The organism is Cypionkella sp., from assembly GCF_028290025.1.
Lineage (GTDB): Bacteria > Pseudomonadota > Alphaproteobacteria > Rhodobacterales > Rhodobacteraceae > Cypionkella.
The window spans coordinates 71,963-97,910 of the sequence record NZ_JAQGKQ010000083.1 but is presented as its reverse complement, the minus strand read 5'-3'; the positions used below and the strand labels follow the sequence as shown (position 1 = coordinate 97,910).

The following is a 25,948-nucleotide window of genomic DNA, read 5'->3' as shown; positions in this document are numbered from 1 at the left end:
TCGTAATTTCAGATGCTTGCGGTCGGTTAAATCCAAGGCCGCAAGCACGGCGCGTGACAGGGCGGCGCTTTTTTTTCAGTGGAAAGCTGGACGGAAGATCCTGTTTAGGCGAACGGCCAACTCTTTTCTACGACCAAACACCACGTTCAACACGCGGCTTCAGATGCGCTTGCCTGTCTCGATCGAGAACAGATGCAAACGACCAGGAAACGGGGCTACATTCAAACGGTCACCGCGTTGCGCGGTTGATGTACCCGGCAAGCGCAACGTTAGCAAAATATCGGAACCGACAATCACACCATAACCGAAGGCATCCGCGCCCAGATGCTCGACCGAGCGCAGGTCGATTGGGATTGAAGCAGTGTCTGCGTCAGTAACTTCCAAATCTTCTGGCCGCAGACCCAAGCGCACCTCACCACTGGCAGGGATCCCTGCAATAGCCAGCCTATGACCGCCCGGCAAAATTGCTGTGCCAGCTTCGGCACGGATGGTAAAAATGTTCATCGCGGGCGAGCCAATGAAGCCTGCAACAAACTCGCTGGCCGGCGTTCTATAAACTTCTGAGGGCGTGGCAATCTGCTCGGCTATGCCCTTGTTCATCACGATAAGCCGATCCGCCAGCGTCATGGCCTCTACTTGATCATGCGTGACATAAAGCGTGGTTTGTCCGGTGCGAAGGTGCATATCTTTGATTTGCAGGCGCATCTGCACCCGCAGTTTGGCGTCAAGGTTTGACAGCGGCTCGTCCAGCAACAGCGCCGAAGGCTCGCGCACCAAGGCACGCCCCATGGCGACCCTTTGGCGTTGTCCCCCTGACAAAGCACGGGGTTTGCGATCTAGGTATGGTTCAAGCTCCAGCATGGTGGCGGCACGGGCTACGCGCTGTTCAATTTCGGGTTTCGGCATTTTGGAGATTTTCAAGCCGTAAGCCATATTCTCGCGCACGCTCATATGCGGATAAAGCGCGTAGTTTTGAAACACCATGGCAATGTCGCGATCGCGTGGCTCCAGATCATTCACCACCCGGCCACCGATTTCAATAGTGCCCGCTGTGATACCCTCCAGGCCCGCCACCATGCGCAGCAAGGTTGACTTGCCACAGCCCGAGGGGCCAACGATCACCACGAATTCACCGTCAGCAATATCCATGCTGACGCCGTGGATTACCTCTTGTCCGGCATAGCTCTTACGCAATTCTTTTAACAGGATATGGGCCATTTATTTCTCCGTCTCGACAAGGCCCTTAACGAACCAACGCTGCATAAACACAACAACAAGGATCGGCGGCAGAATAGCCAGCACCGAAGTGACCATCACGAGACTCCAGGGTGTATCCGCATCGGCAAAAGAGATCATCTTCTTCAACGCGATCACTATGGTGTTCATCTCATTCGAGTTTGTGACCAAAAGCGGCCAGAGATATTGCGTCCAGCCATAGATGAACTGGATCACGAAGATCGCCGCAACATTGGTTAAAGACAGCGGCCATAGAATGTCTTTGAAAAACCGCCACGGCCCCGCACCGTCGACGCGAGCAGCTTCCAACAATTCATGCGGAATGGTCATGAAGAATTGGCGAAACAGCAAGGTGGCGGTGGCCGAGGCGATAAGTGGCAGGATCAGCCCGGGGTAGGTGTCAATCAGCCCCAAATCCACCATCACTTTGTAAGTGGGCTGAATGCGGACCTCAATCGGCAGCATAAGCGTGATGAAGATTACCCAAAAACAAACCATCCGCAGCGGAAAGCGAAAAAACACGATTGCATACGCCGATGCCATTGAGATGGCGATTTTCCCAATCGCGATGCCGAGCGCGATCAGAGTGGTGTTGCCCAAAAGCCGCCACAGGCTGACACCGCCCATTTTACTGATGCCGCCGGAGAAGGCGTTTTTATAGTTCGAGTATGCCTCAGCACCGGGCAAAAGCGGCAGCGGCGGCCGCAGAATGGTTTGCGTGCTATGCGTTGACGCGATCACGACGTAATATATCGGGAACGCCACCACGATCACGCCCAAGATCATCCATAAATGCGCCAGGGCTTTGCTTGATGCCCGAGCAGCAAGCGGGCCGTCCGATGTTTCAGCCATAATGTACCCTGCGTTCGATGAAACGAAACTGGAAAGCGGTAAGCCCGATCACGATGACCATCAAAATCACCGATTGCGCGGCCGAATCCCCCATGATCAGGTTCACAAAGCCATCATTGTAAACTTTGTAGACCAGCGTTTCGGTGGACTTGCCGGGGCCGCCACCTGTCACCGCGTGGATGATGCCGAAGGTATCGAACAACGCATAAACCGTATTGACCACCAACAGAAAAAACGTTGTGGGAGCCAGCAGTGGAAAGACGATAGTCCAGAACGCATGACGGCGGCTTGCTCCGTCGACAGCGGCGGCTTCTTGCAACGAGCGCGGAATGGCCTGCAAGCCCGCGACAAAGAACAGGAAGTTATAGCTGATCTGTTTCCAGGTTGAGGCCGCGACCACCAATCCCATCGCTTGTTCGCCATCAAGCAGCGGGTTCCACGCGATGCCAAGTTGGCGCAGCGGCCAAGCCAAGGTACCGAACGACGGGTTGAACATGAACAGCCAAAGCATACCCGCGATGGCCGGGGCGACGGCATAGGGCCAGATCATCATCGTGCGGTAAAATCCTTTTCCGCGTACGATTTTCTCTGCCTGAACCGCAAGGAATAGCGCTATCGACATTGCGCAGAATGCCACCAAGATCGAAAAGATCACAGTAACCTGTAAAGCGTTTAAATAGTTCGGGTCACTCAACACACGTCGGAAATTGGAAAATCCGACAAAGCTGGTACTGAGGCCAAAAGCATCCTCTCTAAGCATGGACTGTCGAAATGCTTGCGCGGCAGGCCAGTAGAAAAAAATTACCGTAATTGCCAACTGAGGCGTAACGAGCAGCCACGGCAATAGTTTATGCGGAAACACTGTCCGGTTCATCATCGATCCTCGTTACGAAACATCGGCGCGCACAGGTTCATTGTGCGCGCCGGGGCGATAGGATCAGCCGCCCGATGCTTGCTTGATCGCGGCATTGCCACGCTCCACGGCGTTCTTCAGTGCCTGCTCGGCAGTCTGCTGACCGGCCAACATCTTTTCATATTCCTCGTTCTGAATGTCGCGCAGTTGCGGCAGATTTGGCGCGCGCACACCCTTCGAGTTTTCAGTTGGGGTTTTGCCAGACATTTGCAGAATAGGCGTCTCACGCGCTGGATTCTTGTCGTAAAAACCCGAAGCTTTTGTCGCCTCATATGCCGCATTGGTGACTGGCAAATAGCCAGATTGTTCGTGCAGGAATTGCTGCACTGGTGTTTGCGACAGGTAGTTGAAGAAGGCCGCAACACCCTTGTAAGCCTCTGGTGACTTGCCTGCCATCACCCAAAGCGACGCACCACCTGGGGTGGTGTTTTGCGGCGCACCTTCTGCAGTTTCATCATAGGGCAGTTGGCCGATGCCGTAGTTCATTCCCGACTTCACGATATCGCCCAAACCACCGGAGCTTTCCGTCAAGATACCGCATTCACCCGAGGTGAAGTTCTGTTTGGCTTCCGACGTACGCCCACCGTAGACGAAGACACCCTCTTTCGCGAGGTCCGCAAGCTCTTGGAAATGCTTGATAAACAAAGGGCCGTCGATTTTCAACTCGGGCGTGCCAGCCAACCCATTTTCATTGGTGGCCCAAGGCAAATTGTTCCAAGCCGCAAAGTTTTCCGTATGTATCCATGTCAGCCAAGTCGACGTATAACCGCAATTTGCAGCACCGCTTTCTTTGATCTTACGCGCAGCCGCCCAGACCTCTGCCCAGGTTTTTGGCGGAGTATTGACGTCCAGCCCGGCTTTCTCGAAGATATCTTTGTTATAGTACAGGATGGGCGAAGACGAGTTGTAGGGGAACGACAGCATCTCGCCCTCGGGGCTGGAATAGTATCCGACAATACCCGCGAGATACTGACTTTTGTCAAAAGTGAAACCGCCTTCGGTCAGCACTTCGGCTACGGGTTTGATCGCACCTTGCGCTCCCATCATCACGCCGGTGCCAACGTCAAACACTTGCATGATGTCTGGGGCTTGTCCGGCCCGAAACGCCGCAATGCCAGCGTTCAGTGTTTCTGGATAAGTGCCTTTGAACACCGGTTTCACCACGTATTCAGACTGGCTTGCGTTAAAGTCGCTGGCAATTTTCTCGACGACTTCGCCGTTCGCCCCGCTCATGGCGTGCCACCAAGAAATCTCGGTTTGCGCATGTGCCGCAAATGGCAGCGACACAAGACCCGCGACCCACAGAGATATAGCTTTCATTTCAGTCTCCTCCCAAATCCGCTTGTCCGAAAGAGTTTTTCATAATCTCCGGCGCAAGTTCCACTCACAACGTTTCTTCAATCTTAGCTGATCCGATCAAAGATCATCGGGCAATTTTTAACTCCGCAATACAAAGGATTGAAGACAAAGCCGTCGCACCGATGCCATTTCAGCCGCAAGATGAGTAAGACAAGTAAGTTATAGTCTGCCGCAAGCTGAGTATGGCAGACAAGTTCTAGCGTACCCTGCCTGATTTTCAATCCGGCGTCTCACATGGTTGACGAAACGGGAAGATATCCGCCTGCGGATGGTTCAGCAGGCGCACGCCCTACTGCGCAGGCGTTGCGCCACGCACGCAGGACATCGCGGAACTCGACAGTTTCAATTAAATGGATCGCCCCAAACGAAAATGCGCGCCGTTGGCGCGCATTTTGTGTTTCGGCGAGCGACGGGTTTACCCCCGCCCAACCGCGGTATGCGGTTAACCCAGCGACGGATCAATCGCCTTACATGCCGCAACCAAGCCCTTAACCGCATCCACCGATTTGTCGAACATCGCTTGCTCGTCGGGGTTCATTTTGATGTCCACGATGCGCTCGATGCCGCCTGCACCGATCACGGTGGGGACGCCGACATACATGCCGGTCAAACCCAACGCGCCGTCAACGTAAGCCGCACAAGGCAGCAGGCGCTTTTGGTCTTTCAGGAACGCCTCGGCCATTTCTATTGCCGATTGCGCCGGGGCGTAGAAAGCCGAGCCAGTTTTCAACAGACCGACGATCTCTGCACCGCCATCGCGGGTGCGTTGGATGATGCCGTCAAGGTTCTCCTGCGTGGTCCAACCCATTGCAACCAGATCGGGCAGCGGAATACCTCCAACTGTCGAATAACGCGCCAGTGGCACCATGGTGTCGCCGTGTCCGCCCAGAACGAAGGCAGTCACGTCGCGCATCGAAACGCCGAACTCAACGCTCAGGAAGTGGCGGAAGCGGGCAGAATCCAGCACGCCTGCCATGCCGACGACCATGTGGTGCGGCAGGCCAGAAAACTCACGCAGAGCCCAGACCATCGCATCCAGCGGATTGGTGATGCAGATCACGAAAGCGTTCGGCGCATGGGCTTTCAAGCCCTCGCCAACCGCTTTCATCACTTTGAGATTGATCCCCAGCAGGTCATCGCGGCTCATCCCGGGTTTGCGCGGTACGCCTGCGGTGACGATGCAAACATCGGCGCCCGCGATATCGGCGTAAGAATTGGCGCCTTTCAGGGAGGCATCAAAGCCCGCCGAAGGGCCGGATTGCGCGATGTCCAAGGCTTTGCCCTGCGGAGTGCCCTCGGCAATGTCGAACAGAATAATGTCGCCAAGTTCTTTGATGGCGGCGAGGTGGGCGAGCGTGCCACCAATTTGACCTGCGCCGATCAGCGCGATTTTAGGGCGTGCCATGTGCGTCTCCGAAGGGTTTGTATACTGTGGTATGCCTAAGCTCAAACCGGATCTGCTGCAAGCCCGCTGCAGTGCAGCAAGGCAAGCCGCTGGCCCGCTACGCGTGTTTGCGCTAAACGGCGCAAGCATAGGTAGCAGGCGATTCAGAACCGCTTTGGGTCGGCAACGCGGTGATCATGGGTGATTCCGCTGGCAGGGGAAAGAGCGATGATGGATGGAGTAGCATTTTGGATGCTGGCGGTGCTGGCGTCGGTGCTGGTGGGCATGGGCAAGGGCGGCCTACCGGTGGTGGGGATGCTGTCGGTGCCGGTGCTGGCGATGGTGCCGGGAATAAGTCCGGTGACAGCGGCGGGTCTGCTTTTGCCGTTGTATGTGGTGTCCGATATGTTCGGGCTTTACGCCTATCGCCATGCGTTTAACGCCCGGGTGCTGGCGATCATCATCCCGGCGGGGACTTTGGGAGTGGCGATCGGCTATTTCACCGCGACTTTGGTGTCGGAAGCGTGGGTGACGGTGCTAATCGGGGTGATCGGCGTGGTGTTCGCGCTGAACCTGCTGATCCGGCGTCAGGTGATTGTCGAGCCGAAGCGGGCGGAGGTGGCTCCGGGGATGTTCTGGGGGGCTGTGACCGGATTTACCAGTTTCGTCAGCCACTCGGGAGGGCCGCCCTATCAGGTCTACACCATGCCATTGGGTCTGAGCAAAGCGGTGTTCGCGGGCACCTCGACGATAGCGTTTGCCTATATCAACGCGATCAAACTGATCCCTTATTATATGCTGGGACAGGTCAATCTTCTTAGCCTTGAGAAGGTGTTGGTGTTGATGCCCGTCGCTGCGATCTCGGTGTTTGCGGGGGTTGGTCTGGTGAAACGTCTGCCAGAGCGGTTGTTCTTTCAGTTGGTAACATGGGCGCTGTTGCTGGTGTCGATTAAGCTGATGTGGGACGGGTTTAAAGCCATCTGAACTTCAGGCAACGTTGCTGCGCGCAAAGCGTGGGCAGCAAGGATTAACCCGGCAAAGCCGAGAGACAGGGCAAACAAGGTCTTTTGCATGAAGCCTCCGTTGTTGATCTTCAAGGGTGCGTCAAAACTTGCAACCAAGGCGTTAACGCGCCGCACTGGCTTTTCTGCGCTGCGGCAATTACGCCCTTGCCGGAAGTGCCGAATTAGGGCCACTTGACGCAACATTGTTGCTTGGAGAGAATCATGCCCGCCAAATCTTTGGCCCGACCCTACCGCTCGGTGCTGTATATTCCGGGATCGAATGCGCGGGCGCTGGAGAAGGCGCGCGGTTTGCCCGTGGACGCGATTATCTTCGATCTGGAGGATGCGGTGGCACCGGATGAGAAATCTGCGGCGCGTACGGTGTTAGCGCAGGCTTTGGCGGAAGGCGGCTATGGCAACCGCGCGCGCATTGTAAGGATCAACGGTTTGGATACCCCGTGGGGGGTCGAAGACTTGGCAGTGTTCGGCATGCATCAGGGTGTCGAGGCCGTGCTGGTGCCGAAGGTGAACCGGGCCGCTGATCTGGACGCGGTGGCGGCGGTGACGGACAAGCCGTTGTGGGCGATGATGGAAACCGCCTTGGGGATGCTGAACGCGGCCGAGATTGCGGCGCATCCGAAGCTTTCGGGCATGGTGATGGGGACGAATGATCTGGCGAAAGAGCTGGGCGCTCGGCATCGGCCGGATCGGTTGGCGATGCAGACGGGGCTGGGCTTATGTGTGCTGGCGGCGAAGGCTTATGGCTTGGTGATCGTCGATGGCGTTTACAACGCATTCAAGGATGAGGCGGGGCAGTTGGCCGAATGCGCGCAGGGCCGGGATATGGGGTTTGACGGCAAAACGCTGATCCATCCGGCTCAGGTCGCCATTGCCAATGACGCATTTGCGCCGTCCGAGGCAGAGATTGAGCTCGCTCACCGCCATATTGCCGCGTTCGAAGCGGCCAAGGCGGCGGGGCAGGGCGTGGCGGTTGTGGATGGAAAGATCGTGGAAAACCTGCATATCGTGACGGCACAGGCGGTTCTAGGGAAGGCCCAGATGATAGCCGCGCTGTCAGAATAGGATTTGGCGATGGTCTGGCTGATTTTGGGGTTGGCGCTGTGGATAGGCGCGCATGTTTTCAAACGGTTTGCACCGCAGGTGCGAGCGGAAATGGGCGAGCGTGGCAAGCTGCTCATTGCGGTGGTTTTGGTGCTGAGCGTGGTGCTGATGGTGGTCGGCTATCGCGGGGCGGATTTCGTGCCGATTTACACCCCGCTGCCGGGTATGGGTCACGTCAATAACACCCTTATGCTGGTGTCCCTGTTCCTGTTCGGCTTAGGCGGCACCAAAGGCACGCTCTATCCGAAAATCCGACATCCGATGCTGTGGGGCGTCGTGGTTTGGGCGGTGGCGCATTTGCTGGTGAACGGCGATTTGGCTTCGCTCGTGCTGTTTGGCATCATGGGTCTGTGGGCCGTGGTTGAGATGTTGCTGATCAATCGGTCCGAGGTTTGGGTGCGCCCAACCAATGGCCGTGGCGTCAAGGGCGATGCGATGAACTTGGTGGGCACCGTCGTTCTACTCGCAGTGATTGCGATGGTTCACCAATGGCTTGGCCATCCGGTGTTTTTGGGGACATATTCCTGATGCAACTTTATCGGTTTTTGTCGGACGACGACACATCTGCCTTTTGCCACAAAGTCTCATTGGCGCTCAGCAAAGGCTGGGCGCTGCATGGCTCACCCTCTTACGCTTTTGACGCCAGCCGCGGCGTAATGCGCTGCGGGCAGGCGGTAGTGAAGACTGCGACGGGAAGCTATGATCCCGAAATGAAGTTGGCCGAGGCATAGGTGCGTGATGTGCGCGCCCTGCTGGGGAGATGCTGGTGATTAAGACCAATGCGGGGCGGTTCTTTGAAGATTATCGGTTAGGTGAGGAAATCATCCACCCGGTGCCGCGCACGGTGAAAATGGGTGAGCGCGCACTCTATCACGCGCTTTATCCGGCGCGGCATGCTCTGTATTCCTCGGACGTTTTCGCGCAAGATTGCGGGCTGCCGTTCAGCCCGCTCGATGATCTGATCGCGTTTCATGTAGTGTTCGGCAAGACCGTGCCGGATGTGTCGCTGAATGCGGTGGCCAATTTGGGCTATGCCGAGGGCCGTTGGCTGCGCCCGGTGTGGCCGGGCGATACTCTACGCTCGCAAAGCACGGTGATTGGGGTCAAAGAGAACTCCAACGGGCAATCTGGTGTGGTCCATGTCCGCACGACGGGCTTGAATCAGCATGACGAGGCTGTACTGGAATATGTGCGCTGGGTGATGGTGAAAAAACGCGATTTTGCCTCGACAGCCCCAATGGCGGTGGTGCCGAACTTGGCAAAGGTGGTGGCACCCGGCGCGCTGGTTATCCCGCAGGGGCTTGATTTCACGCGCTATAATTTTGCTCTGTCAGGCGAGCCGCACCGGATGCGTGACTATGCCGTAGGCGAGGTCATCGACCATGTCGATGGCGTTACCATTGAAGAAGCTGAGCATATGCTGGCGACAAGGCTGTGGCAGAACACCGCGAAAGTGCATTTTGATGCGACACAGCGGCCCGATGGCAAACGGCTGATTTATGGCGGGCATGTGATCAGCCTCGCGCGGGCTTTGTCGTTCAATGGCCTGGCAAATGCTCAGATGATCGTGGCGCTGAATGCGGGGACACATGCCAATCCGTGCTTTGCCGGAGATACGGTGCGCGCATGGTCCGAGGTGCTGGATATGGTCGAGACGGATGCAAAAGGCGTCGGCGCGATCCGCCTTCGGCTGGTGGCGACGCGCGGCGCTGCGGGAGAATTGCGAGGGCTGGATGGCAAATATCTGCCCGAGGTGCTGCTCGACTTCGACCATTGGGCGTTGATACCCATTTAACAATTGCCTGCTATACGTAGCTTGAATGGCAGCCTTTAACCGCTCATCGCAAGCTTTGGCGATATAAAGCGATAACTTCGCGTGGCAGCAAAATATTTACGCGGATCATCGGCATGTGCGCAGACACGGTGTCGGACCTGCTTTGCGTAGTTGTTCGACGGATATGTAACGTTGTTCCTCAGATATGTAACACGACCCGCTGTTTGTGATCACACGAAAAATGTGTGTGATCACAAACCGAATAAAATCGCGATGATAGCGAGAACATTTCGCAGCGGCAGCATCGTAGGGGTGGCAGTTGTTCGATAAACGCTATTTAGATAGGCACAGCCGCGCAGCCGCCAGGCGTTTTGCCCAAAGCTGCTGGCCCCCGATGCGGATCAAACGAAGGGAACCGTCATGGCCGAAGTGAAGCGGGTAGAGCGCCCCTTGTCACCGCATCTGTCTATTTGGCATTGGCAAATCCATGCGATTACCTCAATTCTGACGCGGATCACCGGAAATGGCCTGATAATCAGCGCGCTGTTATCGGTGTGGTGGTTGCTCGCTGCGGCGACCTCGGACAGCCAGTTTGCGATTGCCAATGCTGTCGTCACCAGCTGGTTTGGCGATCTGGCATTCACCGCCTCGGCTTGGGCTTTGTGGTTTCATTATTTGGCCGGGCTTCGGCACCTTTATTTTGATGCCGGACACGGGCTCGATATGAAAACCGCAGAAAAGCTGAGCTGGGCGGTGGTGATCGGATCATTCGTTCTGACCATCCTCACCATATTCATCGTGTAAGGGGCAAGACATGCGCTATCTGACCGCCCGCAAACGTGTCGAAGGCAAGGGTGCCTCGCATACCGGGACCTCCCACCATTGGCATATGACGGTTAGCTCCGCCGTGCTGGCCTGTATGGTCCCGACTTGGATTTACGTCTTCGGTCACGCGCTGGGCAAAAGCCGCGAAGGCGTGATGGAGACGTTCTCGCACCCGTTCCCGGCCATACTGACCGCCTTGGTGCTGATCGTCGGGATGCGCCATTTCGCGATGGGCGCACAGGTGATGCTTGACGATTATGTTCACGGCACCGCGCGCAAGTTGTCGGTGATCTTTGTCCAATCGCTTGCCGCCGTGATCACGGCGACCGGGCTGTTCGCGCTGATTAAAATGGCGCTCTGAGGATTGATATGACCGCTTATCCCTATGAAGTGCATGATTATGATGTGGTTGTTGTCGGTGCCGGGGGCGCGGGTTTGCGCGCAACCTTGGGCATGGCCGAGCAGGGCTTGCGAACCGCTTGTGTAACCAAAGTGTTCCCGACCCGGTCGCATACTGTGGCGGCACAGGGCGGCATCGCGGCGTCCTTGGGCAATATGGGGCCCGATAGTTGGCAGTGGCATATGTATGACACGGTGAAGGGCAGCGATTGGCTGGGCGACACCGACGCGATGGAATATCTTGCGCGTGAGGCTCCGAAAGCGGTTTACGAATTGGAGCATTACGGGGTGCCGTTTTCGCGCACAGAGGAAGGCAAGATCTACCAGCGCCCGTTCGGCGGCCATACCACCGAATATGGTGAAGGCCCGCCGGTTCAGCGGACTTGTGCGGCGGCCGATCGGACCGGCCATGCCATTTTGCATACGCTTTACGGGCAATCTTTGAAGAATAACGCCGAGTTTTTTGTCGAGTATTTCGCGATTGATCTGATCATGACCGAGGGCCGCTGCACCGGCGTGGTGGCGTGGAAGCTCGACGATGGCACGATCCATGTGTTCAACGCCAAGATGGTCGTGCTGGCAACTGGCGGCTATGGACGCGCGTATTTCAGCGCGACGTCTGCGCATACTTGCACTGGCGACGGCGGCGGCATGGTCGCTCGCGCCGGTCTGCCGCTGCAGGATATGGAGTTCGTGCAGTTCCACCCGACCGGCATCTACGGCTCGGGCTGCCTGATCACAGAGGGCGCTCGGGGTGAGGGCGGCTATCTCACCAACTCGGAAGGTGAGCGCTTTATGGAGCGTTATGCGCCACATTACAAAGACTTGGCTCCACGAGATTACGTGTCGCGCTGCATGACGATCGAAATTCGCGAAGGCCGTGGGGTAGGGGCCAACAAGGACCATATCCATTTGCACCTGAACCATTTACCGCCCGCAACCTTGGCTTTGCGTCTGCCGGGGATTTCAGAAAGCGCGCGGATTTTTGCGGGCGTTGATCTGCACAAGGAACCGATTCCGGTGCTGCCGACGGTGCATTACAACATGGGCGGCATTCCGACCAACTACTTCGGCGAGGTACTCAACCCGACGCACGACAACCCCGATGCGACTGTACCGGGCTTGATGGCCGTGGGCGAAGCGGGCTGTGCCAGCGTGCATGGCGCGAACCGTTTGGGCTCGAACTCGCTGATCGACTTGGTGGTTTTTGGCCGGGCGGCGGCGATTCGTGCGGGCGAAATCGTCAATCCAAAAGATCGCATTCAAGACGTTAACCGAGCCGAAGTTGATCGCGCTTTGAGCCGCTTTGACGCTGCACGCAACGCCAACGGCAGCACGCCGACCGCCGATCTGCGGTTGGAAATGCAAAAGACCATGCAATCGGATGCGGCGGTGTTCCGCACCGATAAAACGCTTGGCGAAGGTGTGCAGAAAATGACCGCGATTGCGGGCAAGTTGGATGACATCAAGGTGACCGACCGCTCGCTGGTATGGAACAGTGATCTGATGGAAACGCTTGAACTTCAGAACCTTATGCCGAATGCGCTGGCGACAATTCACGGGGCATATGCGCGCACTGAAAGTCGGGGCGCACATGCGCATGAAGACTACGCCACGCGCAACGATACCGATTGGCGCAAACATACGCTCGCTTGGGTGGACGGAAGCTCGGTGCGGCTGGACTATCGCCCGGTGCATACCGCGCCACTGACTTCAGAAGCAGATGGCGGGATTTCGTTGCAAAAAATCGCGCCGGCCGAAAGGAAGTTCTGATGCGCGCTTTGCGCACCCCGGAAGTACCGCAGGGGTGCAAAGCCTGCCGAATGACAATGCTGGGAGGAGAGAGCTATGTCTATCAGTCGATATAGTATTCTGCACGGTTTCTTGTTAGTAAGTTTGGTCGCTGCCTGCGATCCGCAGGTTCTGGCCGACAAGGCGATGCGCCGCACAGCGGAATCCGTAGTGCGTCCTGTTATGTCCCGAGAGTTGTCGGGTAATGTCGCCGAGGCTGCAACGCAATGCGTGCTCGATGCGGCCTCACCCGAAGAAACCCGAGCCTTGGCGCGGGATGTCGGGGTCGAAGCCGGAACTTTGACGGTGCAAAATATCCGCAACCTTGCGACCCGGCCTACAGCCAGCGACTGTTTCGCCCGCTCTGGCGTACCACCGCTGAAAGGTTAAGATATGCGACTGGTCTTTGCCCTTATCGCACTTTTGCCGCTGATCGCTTGCGGACCGATCCCACGCGCGCAAGCCGAGCGTGAATGTCTGCAGCGCGCAAGGCTCGCGGAGCATCCGCGCGGAGAACTGGGCGTTGGGCTTGGCTCTGGCGGACGCCGCGATGTGTTTGGTGAGATCACTTTCAGCAATGATTACCTGCAAGGTAAAGACCCGTCGCAGGTTTACCAAAATTGCGTCGTTCAACGCTCGGGTGAGATGCCGTCACGCCCGTTCACCAGCATTCCCGACAGCCATTATTGAGTTTGCACACAAAAAGGTCTGAGACATGGTTCAGTTCACACTGCCAAAAAATTCGAAAATTCGCACTGGCAAGACCTGGCCAAGGCCGGATGCCAAAAACGTCCGCAAGTTTCAGATTTATCGCTGGAATCCTGATGACGGGCAAAACCCTCGGGTAGACACATACTTTGTGGATATGGACACTTGCGGCCCGATGGTGCTGGACGCTCTTATCAAGATCAAAAATGAGATTGACCCGACGTTGACGTTCCGGCGTTCTTGCCGTGAAGGGATTTGCGGATCTTGCGCAATGAATATCGGTGGCATCAACACGTTGGCCTGCATTTACGGTCTGGACGAGTTGAAGGGCGATATCAAAATTTACCCGTTGCCGCACATGCCGGTGGTGAAGGATTTGATCCCTGACCTCACGCTTTTCTACGCACAACATGCCAGCATCATGCCGTGGCTTGAGACCAAAACCAACCGACCTGCCAAGGAATGGCGCCAGTCGATTGAGGATCGCTCAAAACTCGACGGCGTTTACGAATGTGTGATGTGCGCCTGTTGCAGCACGTCTTGCCCCAGCTATTGGTGGAATGCCGATAAATATCTCGGGCCAGCCGCCCTGCTACATGCTTATCGCTGGATCATCGACAGCCGGGATGAGGCAACAGGTGAGCGTTTGGATGATCTGGAAGACCCGTTTAAACTCTATCGTTGCCATACCATCATGAACTGCACCAAGACCTGCCCGAAAGGCTTGAACCCAGCCAAAGCCATCGCTGACATCAAAAAAATGATGGTTGATCGGGTGGTCTAAGCCAGCGAAGCCAGCTCTGACCGATCGCACCGCTTGCGGATTTAGTGATCGGTCAAGGCAAGCAGTGCTGATTGCGTGCCCGGCTCGAAGCCTTCCAATCCTTCCGTCAACGCGTGCAAGTCATCGACGATTTGCCGAATATCCACACGCTCGGCGTCGGTGAAATCCGCTCCGCTTTTGGTCAACCCCGCAATAGTGCGCGAGGTCGATGCGCCTATCGCATAGGTCCAGCCATTGTGCAGCCCATGTGCCAACGCGTCCTTAATCACGCCCTGTGAGTCTTGGTCGACCAGATCTGCCCAGTTTACCGACCCAACATTGGTCAAACCCCAATGCACCACCGGATCGCTGAGCATAAAACCGCGTTCGCTGTAGTGGTCAATCCACCCTTGATGGTAAGTTCTATACAAGATTGAGGGGCGCGTGTAGCGAATGTGGATCGCAAGGGCAAAGCCACTATCACAATACGCACGTAACCGGGTTAACAATAGTGCAACCGCACCTACCTTGGTCGTATCCTGCACGTTCACTCATCCTTGGGGTGCTATATGTTGCGAATTACAATTTAACCGGGCAATGTTTACCCAGGCAGGCTATGACGTGGTAAAGTATTCGGCAACTGTTTTGAGCATATGACACTGCTAGACGCCATGAGAGAACAGATCCAACATATCGCGCCGGCGGGCTCTTATGTGGCACTGCGGGTAGGATTCTCTTTTCCCGAGGAAGAGATGAACAATCTGCCCGACATTTGGGTGGAGTTTTATACAACCCATGGGCTAGTGGTACAAGATCCAGCAATGCGTTGGGTCTATGGCAACATTGGCGGCATCAGGTTCTCAGAAATGACCTCTACCGATCCGCATCAGGTGCGCGCACATGCTGCGGTGTTCGGTCTGGGCCACGGCGCTGCGGTGTCTGTGATGGCTTCGCAAGACAAAGGCAGACGCAGTTACGGTCTGTTTTTTCGCGATGACCGCGACTTTGATAATGCCGAAATGGACGAGCTACTGCGAATCATGCAGCACCTCCATACCGGCCCCGAAGACGAGAAAAGCCTGACCAACGCAGAGGTAGAGGCGCTGAAACTGCAGTCAGAAGGTTTGCGGCTGAAGCAGATTGCGCTTCGGTTGGGCATTTCCGAAAGCGCAGTGAAGGCGCGGTTGAACAACGTAAAGCGTAAACTGGGCGCGCGAACGCAGTCCCAAGCGGCCTCAATAGCCGCCGCGCGCCGGATTCTTTGAGCGGGCCGAATTACCTACAATTTTAGGCAACACCCAATCGCCTTGTGTTTGCGGACAGTGCGCAAATGCAACTTCCGCGATATTGTCTCCATATCTGAAATAATTCAGCTTGTTTAAGGGACGATCATGGACAATATCCGCTTCGACTTCTCGGACTTTCATCGCTACGGCTCGGCATTCTATGATTTTCTGGCCCTGCGTAAACAGGTCTTTGTCGATCAACTCGGCTGGGACGTGCCGCATAACGACAAAGTGGAGATGGATCAGTATGACACGCCGGTTGCGCATTATTCGCTGGTTTTGAAACACGGTCAGGTTGTGGGCGGCGCGCGCGCGATGCCGACGACGGCGACTTGGGGTCAGCACACCTACATGCTGCGCGATGCCTATTCCGGCAAACTGCCCCACATCCCGTCACATGTGATGTCGGTCGAAATTGCCACGCCGCATGTTTGGGAATGCACGCGGCTGGTGATCTCGGACACGCTGACCACCGCTGCAGACCGCACCGAATGTTTGACGGCCATTGTCGATGGCCTTGTCGATATCACCCAAGCGCAAGGTGGTGAGGAGTTGATTTGCCTGTCCTCGCTGACACTCATGCGGGCCTTGCGCCAGATCGGCTATGAGGTGTCGCGACTGGGAGAGACCTATCGCAACGATGAGGACGGTAGGCAATATGCGGTGTTGCGGATGCCGGCGGAATACTCGCGCGCACGTCAGCAGCGGGTCGTCCCGATCCCGTTTCCAAGCCATCGCATCCGCGCCGAGGGCTTCTTGCAGGGTGCGACGGCTTAAGCCATGCTGAATAAGCCAAAGCGCAGCAGGATGAACAGGAGGCCGCATGCCATTACTTTTGCTGCTTCTGGCGGTGTCAGTCTTCGTCTACGGCTGGCTGGCACGCCGCAACTCGACTCTGACGCGGGATTGTCGCTGGCGATTGGACCGCACCTTGGGGGTGTCGCATTATCGCTGCGCAAGCTGCGGCGCTGAGTGTGACACCGGATCACCGCGTCAGCCGCGCCATTGTTTACGCCCGCAATAAGATACTGCGTCCGGGTACCCCAATGCTCGACACCAACCGCGATCGGGGGGGCATTGCCCCCCAAATCGCTTGGATTCACCGCCAAAGATGTGCGTTAAGAAACAATGGAAGCTAGCAATAGCGCTCCACCGCGAGCAGTTGGTGGTCGCCGTAGCGGTCGCCAGCAGCAAAGCCGGGCGGCAGGATACGGTCGATTTCCGCATGGTCTTCAGGCGTAAGCGTGATCTCGGGTGCCATTACCCAATGTGCAAGATTTTCCGCTTTGCGCGTGCCAGGGATCGGGATCAGATGATCGCCCTTCGCCAAAATCCACGCAAGCGCAGTGGCCGACGTTGTCCAACCACGCTTCGCACAGAAAGCACGGAATCCCTTGATGGCATTAGTGTTTTCGGTGAAATTAGGCTCGGTAAAGCGCGGATTGGTGCTGCGGAAACCGTCATCGGGGACTGCCAGCGGCCGCTCGCCCAACATGCCACGTGCGAGGGGTGAGAACGGAATAAACGCCACACCAAGCGCCTTGCAGGCTTGGATCATGCCAAGCTCTGGCTGGCGGCTCCACAGCGAATATTCATTCTGCACAGCCATGCAGGGATGTAACTTGTGGGCAGCGCGTAAGGTGTCGGGCGCAATTTCCGACATACCGTAGCCGCCAATTTTACCCTCTTCGATCAGCCGCGACAGCGTGCCGATCACTTCGGCCAAAGGCCGGTTGTGCTCGCGGCGGTGAATGTAGAACAATTCGACATGGTCACGGTTGAGAATCTTCAGCGAGGCTTCCAACTCGGTGCGCAGATGAATTTCGGAATTGTCGATGTAGCGCGGTGGCCCCGCAACGAAGCTGGCTTTGGTGGCGATAACCACCTCCGGGCGTCGGCTGGCCAGCCATTTACCAATGATTGTCTCAGAAATGCCCATGCCGTAAATGTTGGCGGTATCAATAAAGTTGATGCCGTGATCCCGCATGGCGTCGAGGCAGCGCAGGCTTTCTGTCTCATCGGTTTGGCCAAATATCCCGCCAAAGGACATCGCCCCCAAGCCGATGGCCGATACGTTGGGGCCATTCTGGCCGAGTTTGCGAGTTTTCATGGGCGTCTCCTACGCTAGGGCTGCGCAATAGACGCCCACGAATCGGTAAGGTCAAGGTCGCATGTCGTTGGCTCTGCAAAGCATTTTGCAGAGCCGAGCAGCGCGCTGCAATTGGATCGTGGCGGCGCGCGAACTCAAGACGTCGGCGATCAAAGCCGTTGAGATCATTAAAACATTCGGTGATCGGCAAACCGCAGGTCATAAAATCCGTCATCCTTTCGCGTGCGCATCAGGCGAAGGCAGCCTCTAGCGCCACCTCAACCATCGCGCCAAAGCTTGTTTCGCGCTGATCCGCCGGCAAGGCTTCATCCGTCAAAAGATGGTCGGAAATTGTTAAAACCGCCAATGCGCGCCGATTGTAGCGGGCGGCCAGCATATAAAGCTCTGCGGCCTCCATCTCGACACACAAAGTGCCGTGGCGTTGCAACTGATCCGACAGGTCGGGGCGTTCATCGTAGAATGTATCGGAGGAGAATATCCCGCCAACATGCACGGGCACGCCGATTTTTAGCGCGGCTCTATGCGCCGCTGTAAGCAGGCCAAAATCGGCGCAGGGTGCGAAATTGAGCTCTCGAAACACGCTTTGCGACGGGCTGCCGCATGTGCTGGCAGTCTGCGCCAAAACCACATCACGCAGCTTCACATGCGGCTGCATCGCGCCCGCAGAGCCAATGCGGATCAAGGTCCGCGCGCCAAAATCTTTAATCAATTCATTGGCATAGATTGACAGAGACGGCATCCCCATACCCGAGCCGTGAATTGTCACCTGATGCCCGCGCCATGTGCCGGTGTAGCCGAGCATACCCCGGACCTCATTCACAAGCACCGGATTTTCAAGGTAGCGCTGCGCCGCCCAACGAGCACGGTAGGGATCGCCGGGCAGCAGCACAGTTTCAGCAATCTCGCCAGGTTTGGCTCCGATATGATGTGTCATATTTTCCTCCGCTTTCGCCAAAACTAGGGTGTTTCGAAGCGCGAGGAAAGCAGTTAGGCGGCAGTCGCAGCCCTATCGACGAGCGTTACAATATCCATCATAATTCGGTTCATCTCAAAGTCTTTCGGCGTGTAAACGGCGGCGACACCCATGGCGCGCAGCGCATTCGCGTCATCTTCTGGGATGATACCGCCGACGATCAGAGGAATCTGCGACAGGCCGGCTTGCTGCATTCTTAACAGAGTGTCGCGGATCAGCGGGATATGGCTGCCCGACAGGATCGACAGGCCGATGACATGGGCATTTTGCTGTACGGCGGCATTGACGATCTCCGCAGGGGTCAGACGGATGCCTTCGTAGTGGATGTCCATGCCACAATCCCGGGCGCGGGCCGCTATTTGTTCTGCGCCGTTGGAATGGCCGTCAAGCCCCGGCTTTCCAACAATAAATTTAAGCGGCCGACCGAGTTTGGCAGAAAGAACTTGCACGGCTTCGCGGATCGGCTCCAGCCCCTCGGTACGGTTTGAAGGGTTGCGGGAAACGCCGGTCGGGGCGCGATATTCGCCGAAAGCACTGCGCACCATTAATCCCCACTCGCCCGTGGTCGCCCCAGCTTTTGCCGCCGTGATAGAGGCCGGCATGATATTCGCGCCGGACGCGGCGGCGGCACGTAGGCCGCGCAGAGCGCTCTGCACGGCATTTTCGTCGCGCACACTGCGCCATTCGCTCAGTCGAGCGATCTGATCGGCCTCCGCTTTTGGGTCAGCCACCATAATGGAGCCATCGCCTGCGGTCAGCGGGCTTGGCGTGGTTTCAATCCAAGCGTTGACGCCAACCACCGTGGTTTCATGCGACTCAATCTTGGCGATGCGTTCGGCGTTGGCTTCCACCAGCCGCGCCTTCATGTAGTCAATCGCCGCAACCGCCCCACCCATCGCGTCAATTTGTGCCAACTCGGCGCGCGCCCCGTCCTTGAGCATCGCGACCTTGCGCTCAATGGCCGGATTACCGTCAAACAGATCGTCGTATTCCAACAAATCGGTCTCATAGGCCAATATTTGCTGCATCCGCAAAGACCACTGCTGATCCCAAGGCCGGGGCAGTCCCAATGCTTCGTTCCAAGCAGGTAGTTGCACGGCCCGAGCGCGGGCATTCTTTGACAGTGTCACGGCCAGCATTTCGATTAAAATGCGATATACGTTGTTCTCGGGCTGCTGCTCGGTGAGACCCAGTGAGTTGACCTGAACCCCATAGCGGAACCGCCGATGTTTGGCGTCAGTAATACCATAACGGGCAAGGCAAATTTCGTCCCAAAGATCAACAAACGCCCGCATCTTGCAAATCTCAGTCACGAAGCGAATGCCTGCGTTGACAAAAAACGATATTCTGCCCACCATACTAGGGAAATCAGCGGTTGAAACTTTACCTTTTAGATCATCAAGCACAGCGCAGGCAGTGGCGAGGGCAAATGCCAGTTCCTGTTCCGGCGTCGCTCCGGCCTCTTGCAAATGATACGAACAAATGTTCATCGGATTCCATTTGGGCAAATTCTTTTGCGTGAAAGCCGCGATGTCAGTGGTCATCCTTAACGACGGCGCAGGCGGCGCAATGTAAGTGCCGCGCGATAAATATTCTTTGATAATATCGTTCTGAACGGTGCCTTGCAGAGCGGTCAGATCTGCTCCCTGCTCTTCCGCCACAGCGATATAAAGCGCCAAAAGCCAAGGGGCGGTAGCGTTAATCGTCATAGAAGTATTCATGCGTTCCAAGGGGATATCTTTGAACAACGCCCTCATATCGCCCAAATGATTGACCGGCACGCCCACCTTGCCCACTTCGCCACGGGCCAACTCATGATCGGAATCGTAGCCGGTTTGGGTTGGCAAATCGAAGGCCACCGAAAGCCCGGTCTGCCCCTTCGCCAAATTGTTGCGGTAAAGCGCGTTTGAGGCCGTGGCAGTCGAATGACCCGCATATGTCCGAAACAACCACGGGTTTTCCTTAGTCACCATCTCGGGCCTCCCTGGATTTGTGAAGCAAGTATATTGCGTACATGAAGCAATAAGCGCAATTTATCGAAAGTGTCAATTCGCTGCAGCGCGGCAAAGCAGTTTTCGCTTGAAGGCGCGGTCACCAAAAATCTATGCATTGCCGATTGAGGGCTTTGAAACCCAACCTCACACTGGCAATGATGCAGCATGACACAGCCCGTCGTGGTCCCATTCTGGTTGCTGCTTTTGATCCTCGCATTTGCTGCGATCACGTTGGCCTCGCATTTTCTGTTCCCATCTGTGCGCTGGTTCTTTCGCAAACGCGCCGAAAAGGCTCTGGCGCGGCTGAACAAACGCCTAGATCGCCCGATCGAATTCTTCAAACTTGCGCGCAGACAGGACATGATCGTGCGACTGTCTTACGATTTGCGCGTCCTCGAAGCGGTGGCCGACCACGCGGCCGAGACCGGAGTGCCGGGTTCGGTGGCGTTTGAGGAAGCCCGCCGCTATGCCCGCGAAATTGTGCCGGGGTTTTCGGCAACGTTGTACTTCGGCGTGGCAATTCGTCTTGCGCGCTGGCTGTCCCGATTGGCCTACCGGGTGCGGATTGGCAAAGTCGATGCCGCTTTGGCGCATATCGACCCCAAGGCCACGGTAATCTTTGTGATGAACCATCGCTCTAACATGGATTACGTGCTGATCACTTGGCTGGTCGCCAACCGCTCGGCGATTTCTTACGCGGTTGGCGAATGGGCGCGGATCTGGCCGCTGAGCGCGCTGATCCGCTCTATGGGCGCCTACTTCATCAGGCGCCGCAGTCGCAACACGCTCTACCGCCGGGTGCTGGCGCGCTATGTGCAGATGGCGACGGCGCAGGGCACCACGCAGGCGATTTTTCCGGAAGGCGGGCTGTCGTTGGATGGTCGCGTGGGTGCTGCCAAGATGGGGCTGCTGTCTTACATCGTCTCGGCCTACGAGCCCGGCGGGCGGGACGTGGTGTTTGTCCCGGTGGGTCTGGCCTATGACCGTGTGCTGGAAGACCGGATTTTGACCGACGCCGCACAGGCTGGCAGCCGTAGATTTCGCGGTAAGCCGCTGGCAACTATAAAATTTATTCTGCGCAATATATGGCGCAAGTCTCGTGGCCGTTTCAAGGGCTTTGGCACAACGGCGGCTGGCTTCGGCCCGCCGGTGTCGCTACGGCGCTTTCTCCGTGACGCGCCGGATGCCCCTACCGAAGAACTGGGTGCTCATCTGATGGCGGAAATCACCAAAGTCGTGCCGGTGTTGCCAGTGCCGTTAGTCGCCGCCGCGCTAACGCAAAACCCCGCGGATCGCGCGGCGTTGTTGGAAGGGATGATCGCTCTGCAAGCCCGCCTAAACGCACATGGCGCGGTGCTTAAGCTCTCCCCCCAAGGGGTGCAGGCCACCTTGGACGAAGGTTTGGAACCCTTGTTGCATCGCAGATTGATAGACGAAAACTTGGCGATCACCGCTGGCTCAGCCACGCTGATCGCATTTTACGCGGCCTCAGTCTTACAGCGTTTGGAGTAGTCGCCGCTACGCAGCAGACATAAAGTTACAAAATAGCCCTAAAGACTATTGCAAAGTTGCGCGATGGCTGGCTATCAATGCTTGAATCCGCATCGATTCTGCGACGCGGCATTTGTTGGAGGCTGGCATGGCTCTGGATACTGCTTCGGCGATCATTCCCTATGAGGCTCCGATCAAGGATCTGTACGAGATTGGCGAAATGCCACCCTTGGGTCATGTTCCGGCAAAAATGTATGCGTGGTCGATCCGGCAAGCGCGGCATGGCGAGCCCGATACCGCGATGCAGGTTGAGGTCGTCGATACTTGGAGCCTCGACAGCAATGAGGTGCTGGTTCTGGTGATGGCGGCTGGGGTCAATTACAACGGCGTTTGGGCGGCCTTGGGCGTGCCGATCAGCCCGTTTGATGGCCATAAACAGCCGTTTCACGTCGCGGGCTCGGATGCGTCTGGCATCGTCTGGGCGGTCGGCGACAAGGTGAAACGCTGGAAGGTCGGCGATGAGGTTGTGGTGCACTGCAACCAAGACGACGGCGATGACGAGGAATGTAACGGCGGCGATCCGATGTTCTCGCCCAGCCAGCGGATCTGGGGCTACGAGACCCCGGACGGCAGCTTCGCCCAGTTCACCCGCGTGCAAGCGCAGCAGTTGATGCCTCGTCCGAAGCATCTGACATGGGAGGAATCCGCCTGCTACACGCTCACCTTGGCGACCGCCTACCGGATGCTGTTCGGCCATGAGCCGCATGATCTGAAACCGGGGCAGAATGTTCTGGTTTGGGGCGCATCGGGCGGCCTTGGTTCGTTCGCAATCCAACTGATCAACACCGCAGGCGCGAATGCAATCGGTGTGATCTCCGACGAATCCAAGCGTGATTTCGTCATGGGTCTGGGTGCCAAGGGCGTGATAAATCGCAATGATTTCAAATGCTGGGGCCAATTACCAACCGTAAATACACCGGAATACAACGATTGGCTCAAAGAGGCCCGCCGCTTTGGCAAAGCGATTTGGGACATCACCGGCAAGGGCATCAGCGTCGATATGGTGTTCGAACATCCGGGCGAGGCGACCTTCCCGGTGTCGTCGCTGGTGTGCAAAAAAGGTGGCATGGTGGTGATTTGCGCTGGCACCAGCGGGTTCAATTGCACTTTCGACGTGCGCTACATGTGGATGCACCAAAAACGCCTGCAAGGCAGCCATTTCGCGCATCTGAAACAGGCGGCAGCGGCGAATAAGCTGATGATCGAACGTCGGATTGACCCCTGCATGTCGGAGGTTTTTGAGTGGGCACAGATCCCTGCGGCGCATATGCTGATGCGCGCAAACAAGCACAAACCCGGCAATATGGCGGTGCTGGTGCAAGCTCCCCGCACAGGTTTGCGCACATTTGAAGACACGCTGGACGCCAGTTTGCACCGTTAAAGTAGCAAAACGCCAATTGTTTCACATTGGCATAAATATTCCGGGGGAGCGCAGCGGGGGCTGGCCCCCTCCGCAGCTAACATCCGCGCCACGTCGCAGAACCCATCCCCGGCAGCGCCGTTTCAAGGGGCTCAATGCCCCGCGAAACGGCCATTGGGTTCAGGTCTGGCCCTTCACGGCATCCTCGCCTATGTTGGGCAAATGACCGAACTTGCCCCCATAAAGCTCACTTTCTCCGATGATCAGGCCGAAGCCTATGACCGCGTTTCGGCGGAATTGTTCAGTATGGGCGTTGATTTGGACAAGGGCGGGCTAGAGCCTCGTCCGGAAGATAAATCGTCGGTGCTGGCCGTCGTTGGTAAGGCGGGGTCCGGCAAAACCATGCTGCTCGCCAGCCTCTACAAGGCCCTGGTGGCGGCGGGCGTTGATCTGGTGTCCGGCGACTACGAACCGAAAAAGCGGAAGGAACGTCGGACCCTGGCGATTTTGGCCCCGACCAACAAGGCGGCTTCGGTGCTGCGAATGCGCGGCGTGGCTGCGACGACCATTCACCGCATCCTTTATTCCCCCGTCTATGACCCGCAGTATGAAAAGATCGCCGAATGGCTGACCGGGCAAGGCCCGCGCCCAGTGGTTGAGGGGCTGACCGAACTGGCGCTCGACCGTGCCCATGCGTTCTATCAAACCGTGGCCTCCATTCCGGGTGCGCTGGCTGCGGCGGGCCTGCGTGGCAGCGACTTCATCAAAGGCTGGAAGCGGCGCGAAGAACCGCTCGATATCGGTTTTGTTGACGAATCCTCGATGCTCGATGAACGCGCGCTGACCGATCTGCGGGAGATTTTCTCGACTTTGGTGCTATTCGGCGATCCGGCGCAGCTGGCTCCGGTGGGGTTGTCGGGTGAGATGGTGTTTGACCGTTTGGGCGAGGGCCGCAAGCTGGTTCTCAGCCGTATCCACCGCCAAGCGCAGGACAATCCGATCCTTGATCTGGCACACGCTTTGGGCGACCCGAACCTTAGCTTTGATGAGTTTGAGCGGATGGTTGAGGCTGCCTCGAAAAAAGATGATCGCGTGGTCTGGGCCGAGCGGGTCGATGCTGATCTGATGGCGCGCAGCCCGGTTTTGGTCTGGCGCAACGCGACGCGGATCAGGTTGATCACGGCCTTCAGGGCGGCGCATGGCGCGCCGATTGATCAGTTGTTGCCCGGTGAGCCGTTGATTTGCGACGGCATCGAATTGCCGCTGAAGCACCGCAAAAAGCGGATTGATCTGGAAGCGCGCGGGCTGATCAAGGGCGCGCAGGTAATCTACCTGGGGCCGGGCAATCGGCCCGGGTTTGCGAAGATACATGTCGTCGGGGCAGAAGATCCGCAGGTTTCCGCCGCCTCGATCATCAAGATTGAGCGTCCGGATGAGGATGAACCGTTCATCGCGTCGGCTGCGACGATGGGGGCGGCGTTCCTGCATGGGGCGGCGGTGACGATCCATAAGGCTCAAGGGTCGCAGTGGGAGACGGTGCAGGTGTTCGCGCCGGACTTGTATGCGGCGGCGGCTGCGGGGCGATCGGAGGCGGGGGTGCCGCTGTGGAAACGGCTGGCTTACGTGGCGATCACGCGGGCGCAGCATCGGCTGATGTGGGTGGTCCGCAACCGGCTGGCGCGGCCGCTGCAGGTGTTGACGGTGGAGGATTTGCGGCCGGCTTCGGTGCCGCTGACTTTATCGGCGCAGGGTGACGACTAGACTCTGGCTTTAGCTGGGGTAGGGTGACGCAAAGAATGAGGTTTCGATGATCTGCGTGTTCGTTCAATTTCGCTGCACCCCCGGCAAGACCTATGAGGTCGCGACTGCGATTTATGATCGCGAGGTGGTTTCGGAATTGTATTCGACCTCTGGCGAATATGATCTGATCGCGAAAATCTACATCCCCGATGATGCCGATGTTGGGCATTATCTGTCGGAAAAGCTGTTCGATATTCCGGGGATCGTGCGGACTTTGACGACGATGACGTTCAAGGCATTTTAGGCGGGATTCAGGTTGTTCACGCGCGGACAGGGGTGCGTCCCTATAGAAATCAATGGCTTAGCGGGGCGGGTCATATTTCGTTAACCTTCAAACACCACCGCCAGTTTGTTGCCGGATGGGTCGCGTAGGTAGGCTGCATACCAAGTCGGGCTGTAAATCTCGCGGATGCCGGGGGCACCTTCGTCTGTCGCACCCAGCGCCATTGCGGTGGCGTAGAACGCATCGACTTCATCGCGATTGTGGGCGGGTAATCCTAGCATTTGACCGTTGCCCGCGCTGGCGGCTTCCCCGTTGAATGGCGGGCAGACCCAGAATTTGAAGCCGATCCCGGTGCCAGCCTCAGAATAGCATTTCCAACCACCGGGGAAATCGGCGTGGGCGGCCCAGCCGATGGTTTTAAGCACCGCGTCGTAGAAGGCGTGGGCAATAACTGGGTCGTTTGCGCCGAGAGTGATGTAGGCGGGCATGGCGGTGTCCCATGTTAGGCTAATGTGAAATTG

Annotated in this window: 28 protein-coding genes; 18 read left to right on the top strand and 10 right to left on the bottom strand. The window is 57.1% G+C overall.

From position 1 onward, the window contains the following. Positions 1-159: 159 nt before the first annotated feature. The 5 genes from ugpC to mdh form a co-directional block, all read right to left on the bottom strand. Positions 160-1,218 carry a sn-glycerol-3-phosphate ABC transporter ATP-binding protein UgpC gene (ugpC, locus tag JWS10_RS14065; protein ID WP_299508393.1) on the bottom strand — a complete coding sequence of 353 codons (1,059 nt, stop codon included), beginning with the start codon at positions 1,216-1,218 and terminating at the stop codon, positions 160-162. After that, entirely contained in the window at positions 1,219-2,088 is an 870-nt protein-coding gene (gene ugpE, locus JWS10_RS14060) for a sn-glycerol-3-phosphate ABC transporter permease UgpE (RefSeq protein WP_299508391.1), read from the bottom strand. After that, positions 2,081-2,962, bottom strand: a complete 882-nt coding sequence (ugpA, locus tag JWS10_RS14055) for a sn-glycerol-3-phosphate ABC transporter permease UgpA (RefSeq protein ID WP_299508389.1) — start codon at positions 2,960-2,962, stop codon at positions 2,081-2,083. Before ugpA ends, ugpE begins: the two co-directional genes overlap by 8 nt. Positions 2,963-3,025: 63 nt before the next feature. Continuing rightward, a complete protein-coding gene (gene ugpB, locus JWS10_RS14050; RefSeq protein ID WP_299508387.1) occupies positions 3,026-4,321 on the bottom strand; it encodes a sn-glycerol-3-phosphate ABC transporter substrate-binding protein UgpB in 1,296 nt (431 codons plus the stop codon). 481 nt (positions 4,322-4,802) lie between these two features. Continuing rightward, complete coding sequence (mdh, locus tag JWS10_RS14045; RefSeq protein WP_299508385.1) at positions 4,803-5,765, bottom strand: malate dehydrogenase; 963 nt, start codon at positions 5,763-5,765, stop codon at positions 4,803-4,805. 210 nt (positions 5,766-5,975) lie between these two features. Here mdh and JWS10_RS14040 point away from each other — a divergent pair, with 210 nt between their 5' ends. The 11 genes from JWS10_RS14040 (at position 5,976) to JWS10_RS13990 (ending at position 14,151) form a co-directional block, all read left to right on the top strand. Beyond that, a complete protein-coding gene (locus tag JWS10_RS14040) occupies positions 5,976-6,728 on the top strand; it encodes a sulfite exporter TauE/SafE family protein (protein WP_299508423.1) in 753 nt (250 codons plus the stop codon). A 242-nt stretch (positions 6,729-6,970) separates the two neighbouring features. Continuing rightward, on the top strand, positions 6,971-7,831 hold the full coding sequence (locus JWS10_RS14035) for a CoA ester lyase (RefSeq protein ID WP_299508383.1): 861 nt from the start codon (positions 6,971-6,973) through the stop codon (positions 7,829-7,831). 9 nt (positions 7,832-7,840) lie between these two features. Further along, a complete protein-coding gene (locus JWS10_RS14030) occupies positions 7,841-8,398 on the top strand; it encodes an NnrU family protein (protein WP_299508381.1) in 558 nt (185 codons plus the stop codon). Then, positions 8,398-8,601 carry a DUF1737 domain-containing protein gene (locus JWS10_RS14025; protein WP_299476825.1) on the top strand — a complete coding sequence of 68 codons (204 nt, stop codon included), beginning with the start codon at positions 8,398-8,400 and terminating at the stop codon, positions 8,599-8,601. Before JWS10_RS14030 ends, JWS10_RS14025 begins: the two co-directional genes overlap by 1 nt. Before the next feature lie 35 nt (positions 8,602-8,636). Further along, positions 8,637-9,665: a MaoC family dehydratase gene (locus tag JWS10_RS14020; RefSeq protein ID WP_299508379.1), complete on the top strand. Its 1,029-nt coding sequence runs from the start codon at positions 8,637-8,639 to the stop codon at positions 9,663-9,665. 399 nt (positions 9,666-10,064) lie between these two features. Further along, positions 10,065-10,448, top strand: a complete 384-nt coding sequence (gene sdhC, locus JWS10_RS14015) for a succinate dehydrogenase, cytochrome b556 subunit (protein ID WP_299476819.1) — start codon at positions 10,065-10,067, stop codon at positions 10,446-10,448. A gap of 10 nt (positions 10,449-10,458) precedes the next feature. After that, complete coding sequence (gene sdhD / locus JWS10_RS14010; protein ID WP_299476817.1) at positions 10,459-10,830, top strand: succinate dehydrogenase, hydrophobic membrane anchor protein; 372 nt, start codon at positions 10,459-10,461, stop codon at positions 10,828-10,830. Between the two features lie 8 nt (positions 10,831-10,838). Further along, on the top strand, positions 10,839-12,641 hold the full coding sequence (gene sdhA, locus JWS10_RS14005) for a succinate dehydrogenase flavoprotein subunit (protein WP_299476814.1): 1,803 nt from the start codon (positions 10,839-10,841) through the stop codon (positions 12,639-12,641). Between the two features lie 75 nt (positions 12,642-12,716). Next, on the top strand, positions 12,717-13,049 hold the full coding sequence (locus JWS10_RS14000) for a hypothetical protein (RefSeq protein WP_299508377.1): 333 nt from the start codon (positions 12,717-12,719) through the stop codon (positions 13,047-13,049). A gap of 3 nt (positions 13,050-13,052) precedes the next feature. Next, the gene (locus JWS10_RS13995; RefSeq protein ID WP_299508375.1) at positions 13,053-13,349 is read left to right on the top strand and encodes a hypothetical protein; all 297 of its coding nucleotides are present in this window, start codon (positions 13,053-13,055) and stop codon (positions 13,347-13,349) included. A gap of 25 nt (positions 13,350-13,374) precedes the next feature. Further along, complete coding sequence (locus JWS10_RS13990; protein ID WP_299476806.1) at positions 13,375-14,151, top strand: succinate dehydrogenase iron-sulfur subunit; 777 nt, start codon at positions 13,375-13,377, stop codon at positions 14,149-14,151. A 41-nt stretch (positions 14,152-14,192) separates the two neighbouring features. Here JWS10_RS13990 and JWS10_RS13985 read toward each other — a convergent pair whose 3' ends face one another. Further along, positions 14,193-14,675, bottom strand: coding sequence for an autoinducer binding domain-containing protein (locus JWS10_RS13985; RefSeq protein WP_299476803.1), 483 nt, complete (start codon positions 14,673-14,675; stop codon positions 14,193-14,195). A 207-nt stretch (positions 14,676-14,882) separates the two neighbouring features. Between JWS10_RS13985 and JWS10_RS13980 the strand changes: the two genes are divergently transcribed. The 3 genes from JWS10_RS13980 to JWS10_RS13970 all read left to right on the top strand — a co-directional run bounded on the left by JWS10_RS13980 (position 14,883) and on the right by JWS10_RS13970 (position 16,440). Next, positions 14,883-15,395 (top strand): LuxR family transcriptional regulator, encoded by a 513-nt coding sequence (locus JWS10_RS13980; protein ID WP_299508373.1) that lies wholly within the window; start codon positions 14,883-14,885, stop codon positions 15,393-15,395. A gap of 126 nt (positions 15,396-15,521) precedes the next feature. Next, positions 15,522-16,193 (top strand): acyl-homoserine-lactone synthase, encoded by a 672-nt coding sequence (locus JWS10_RS13975; RefSeq protein WP_299508371.1) that lies wholly within the window; start codon positions 15,522-15,524, stop codon positions 16,191-16,193. Positions 16,194-16,239: 46 nt separating this feature from the next. After that, the gene (locus tag JWS10_RS13970; RefSeq protein ID WP_299508369.1) at positions 16,240-16,440 is read left to right on the top strand and encodes a hypothetical protein; all 201 of its coding nucleotides are present in this window, start codon (positions 16,240-16,242) and stop codon (positions 16,438-16,440) included. Positions 16,441-16,551: 111 nt separating this feature from the next. Here JWS10_RS13970 and JWS10_RS13965 read toward each other — a convergent pair whose 3' ends face one another. The 3 genes from JWS10_RS13965 to JWS10_RS13955 all read right to left on the bottom strand — a co-directional run bounded on the left by JWS10_RS13965 (position 16,552) and on the right by JWS10_RS13955 (position 20,523). Then, positions 16,552-17,526: an aldo/keto reductase gene (locus tag JWS10_RS13965; protein ID WP_299508367.1), complete on the bottom strand. Its 975-nt coding sequence runs from the start codon at positions 17,524-17,526 to the stop codon at positions 16,552-16,554. 229 nt (positions 17,527-17,755) lie between these two features. Next, a complete protein-coding gene (deoD, locus tag JWS10_RS13960) occupies positions 17,756-18,460 on the bottom strand; it encodes a purine-nucleoside phosphorylase (protein WP_299508365.1) in 705 nt (234 codons plus the stop codon). A gap of 53 nt (positions 18,461-18,513) precedes the next feature. Continuing rightward, positions 18,514-20,523 (bottom strand): protein meaA, encoded by a 2,010-nt coding sequence (locus tag JWS10_RS13955; protein ID WP_299508421.1) that lies wholly within the window; start codon positions 20,521-20,523, stop codon positions 18,514-18,516. 135 nt (positions 20,524-20,658) lie between these two features. Here JWS10_RS13955 and JWS10_RS13950 point away from each other — a divergent pair, with 135 nt between their 5' ends. The 4 genes from JWS10_RS13950 (at position 20,659) to JWS10_RS13935 (ending at position 25,448) form a co-directional block, all read left to right on the top strand. Then, positions 20,659-22,005 (top strand): 1-acyl-sn-glycerol-3-phosphate acyltransferase, encoded by a 1,347-nt coding sequence (locus JWS10_RS13950; protein ID WP_299508363.1) that lies wholly within the window; start codon positions 20,659-20,661, stop codon positions 22,003-22,005. 127 nt (positions 22,006-22,132) lie between these two features. Then, positions 22,133-23,425: a crotonyl-CoA carboxylase/reductase gene (gene ccrA, locus JWS10_RS13945; protein ID WP_299476785.1), complete on the top strand. Its 1,293-nt coding sequence runs from the start codon at positions 22,133-22,135 to the stop codon at positions 23,423-23,425. Between the two features lie 201 nt (positions 23,426-23,626). Then, complete coding sequence (locus JWS10_RS13940) at positions 23,627-25,165, top strand: AAA family ATPase (protein ID WP_299508361.1); 1,539 nt, start codon at positions 23,627-23,629, stop codon at positions 25,163-25,165. A 46-nt stretch (positions 25,166-25,211) separates the two neighbouring features. Next, entirely contained in the window at positions 25,212-25,448 is a 237-nt protein-coding gene (locus JWS10_RS13935; RefSeq protein WP_299473851.1) for an Lrp/AsnC ligand binding domain-containing protein, read from the top strand. An 80-nt stretch (positions 25,449-25,528) separates the two neighbouring features. On the opposite strand, the gene JWS10_RS13930 is transcribed toward JWS10_RS13935, so the two are convergent. Then, entirely contained in the window at positions 25,529-25,915 is a 387-nt protein-coding gene (locus tag JWS10_RS13930; RefSeq protein WP_299473853.1) for a VOC family protein, read from the bottom strand. Positions 25,916-25,948 lie beyond the last annotated feature (33 nt).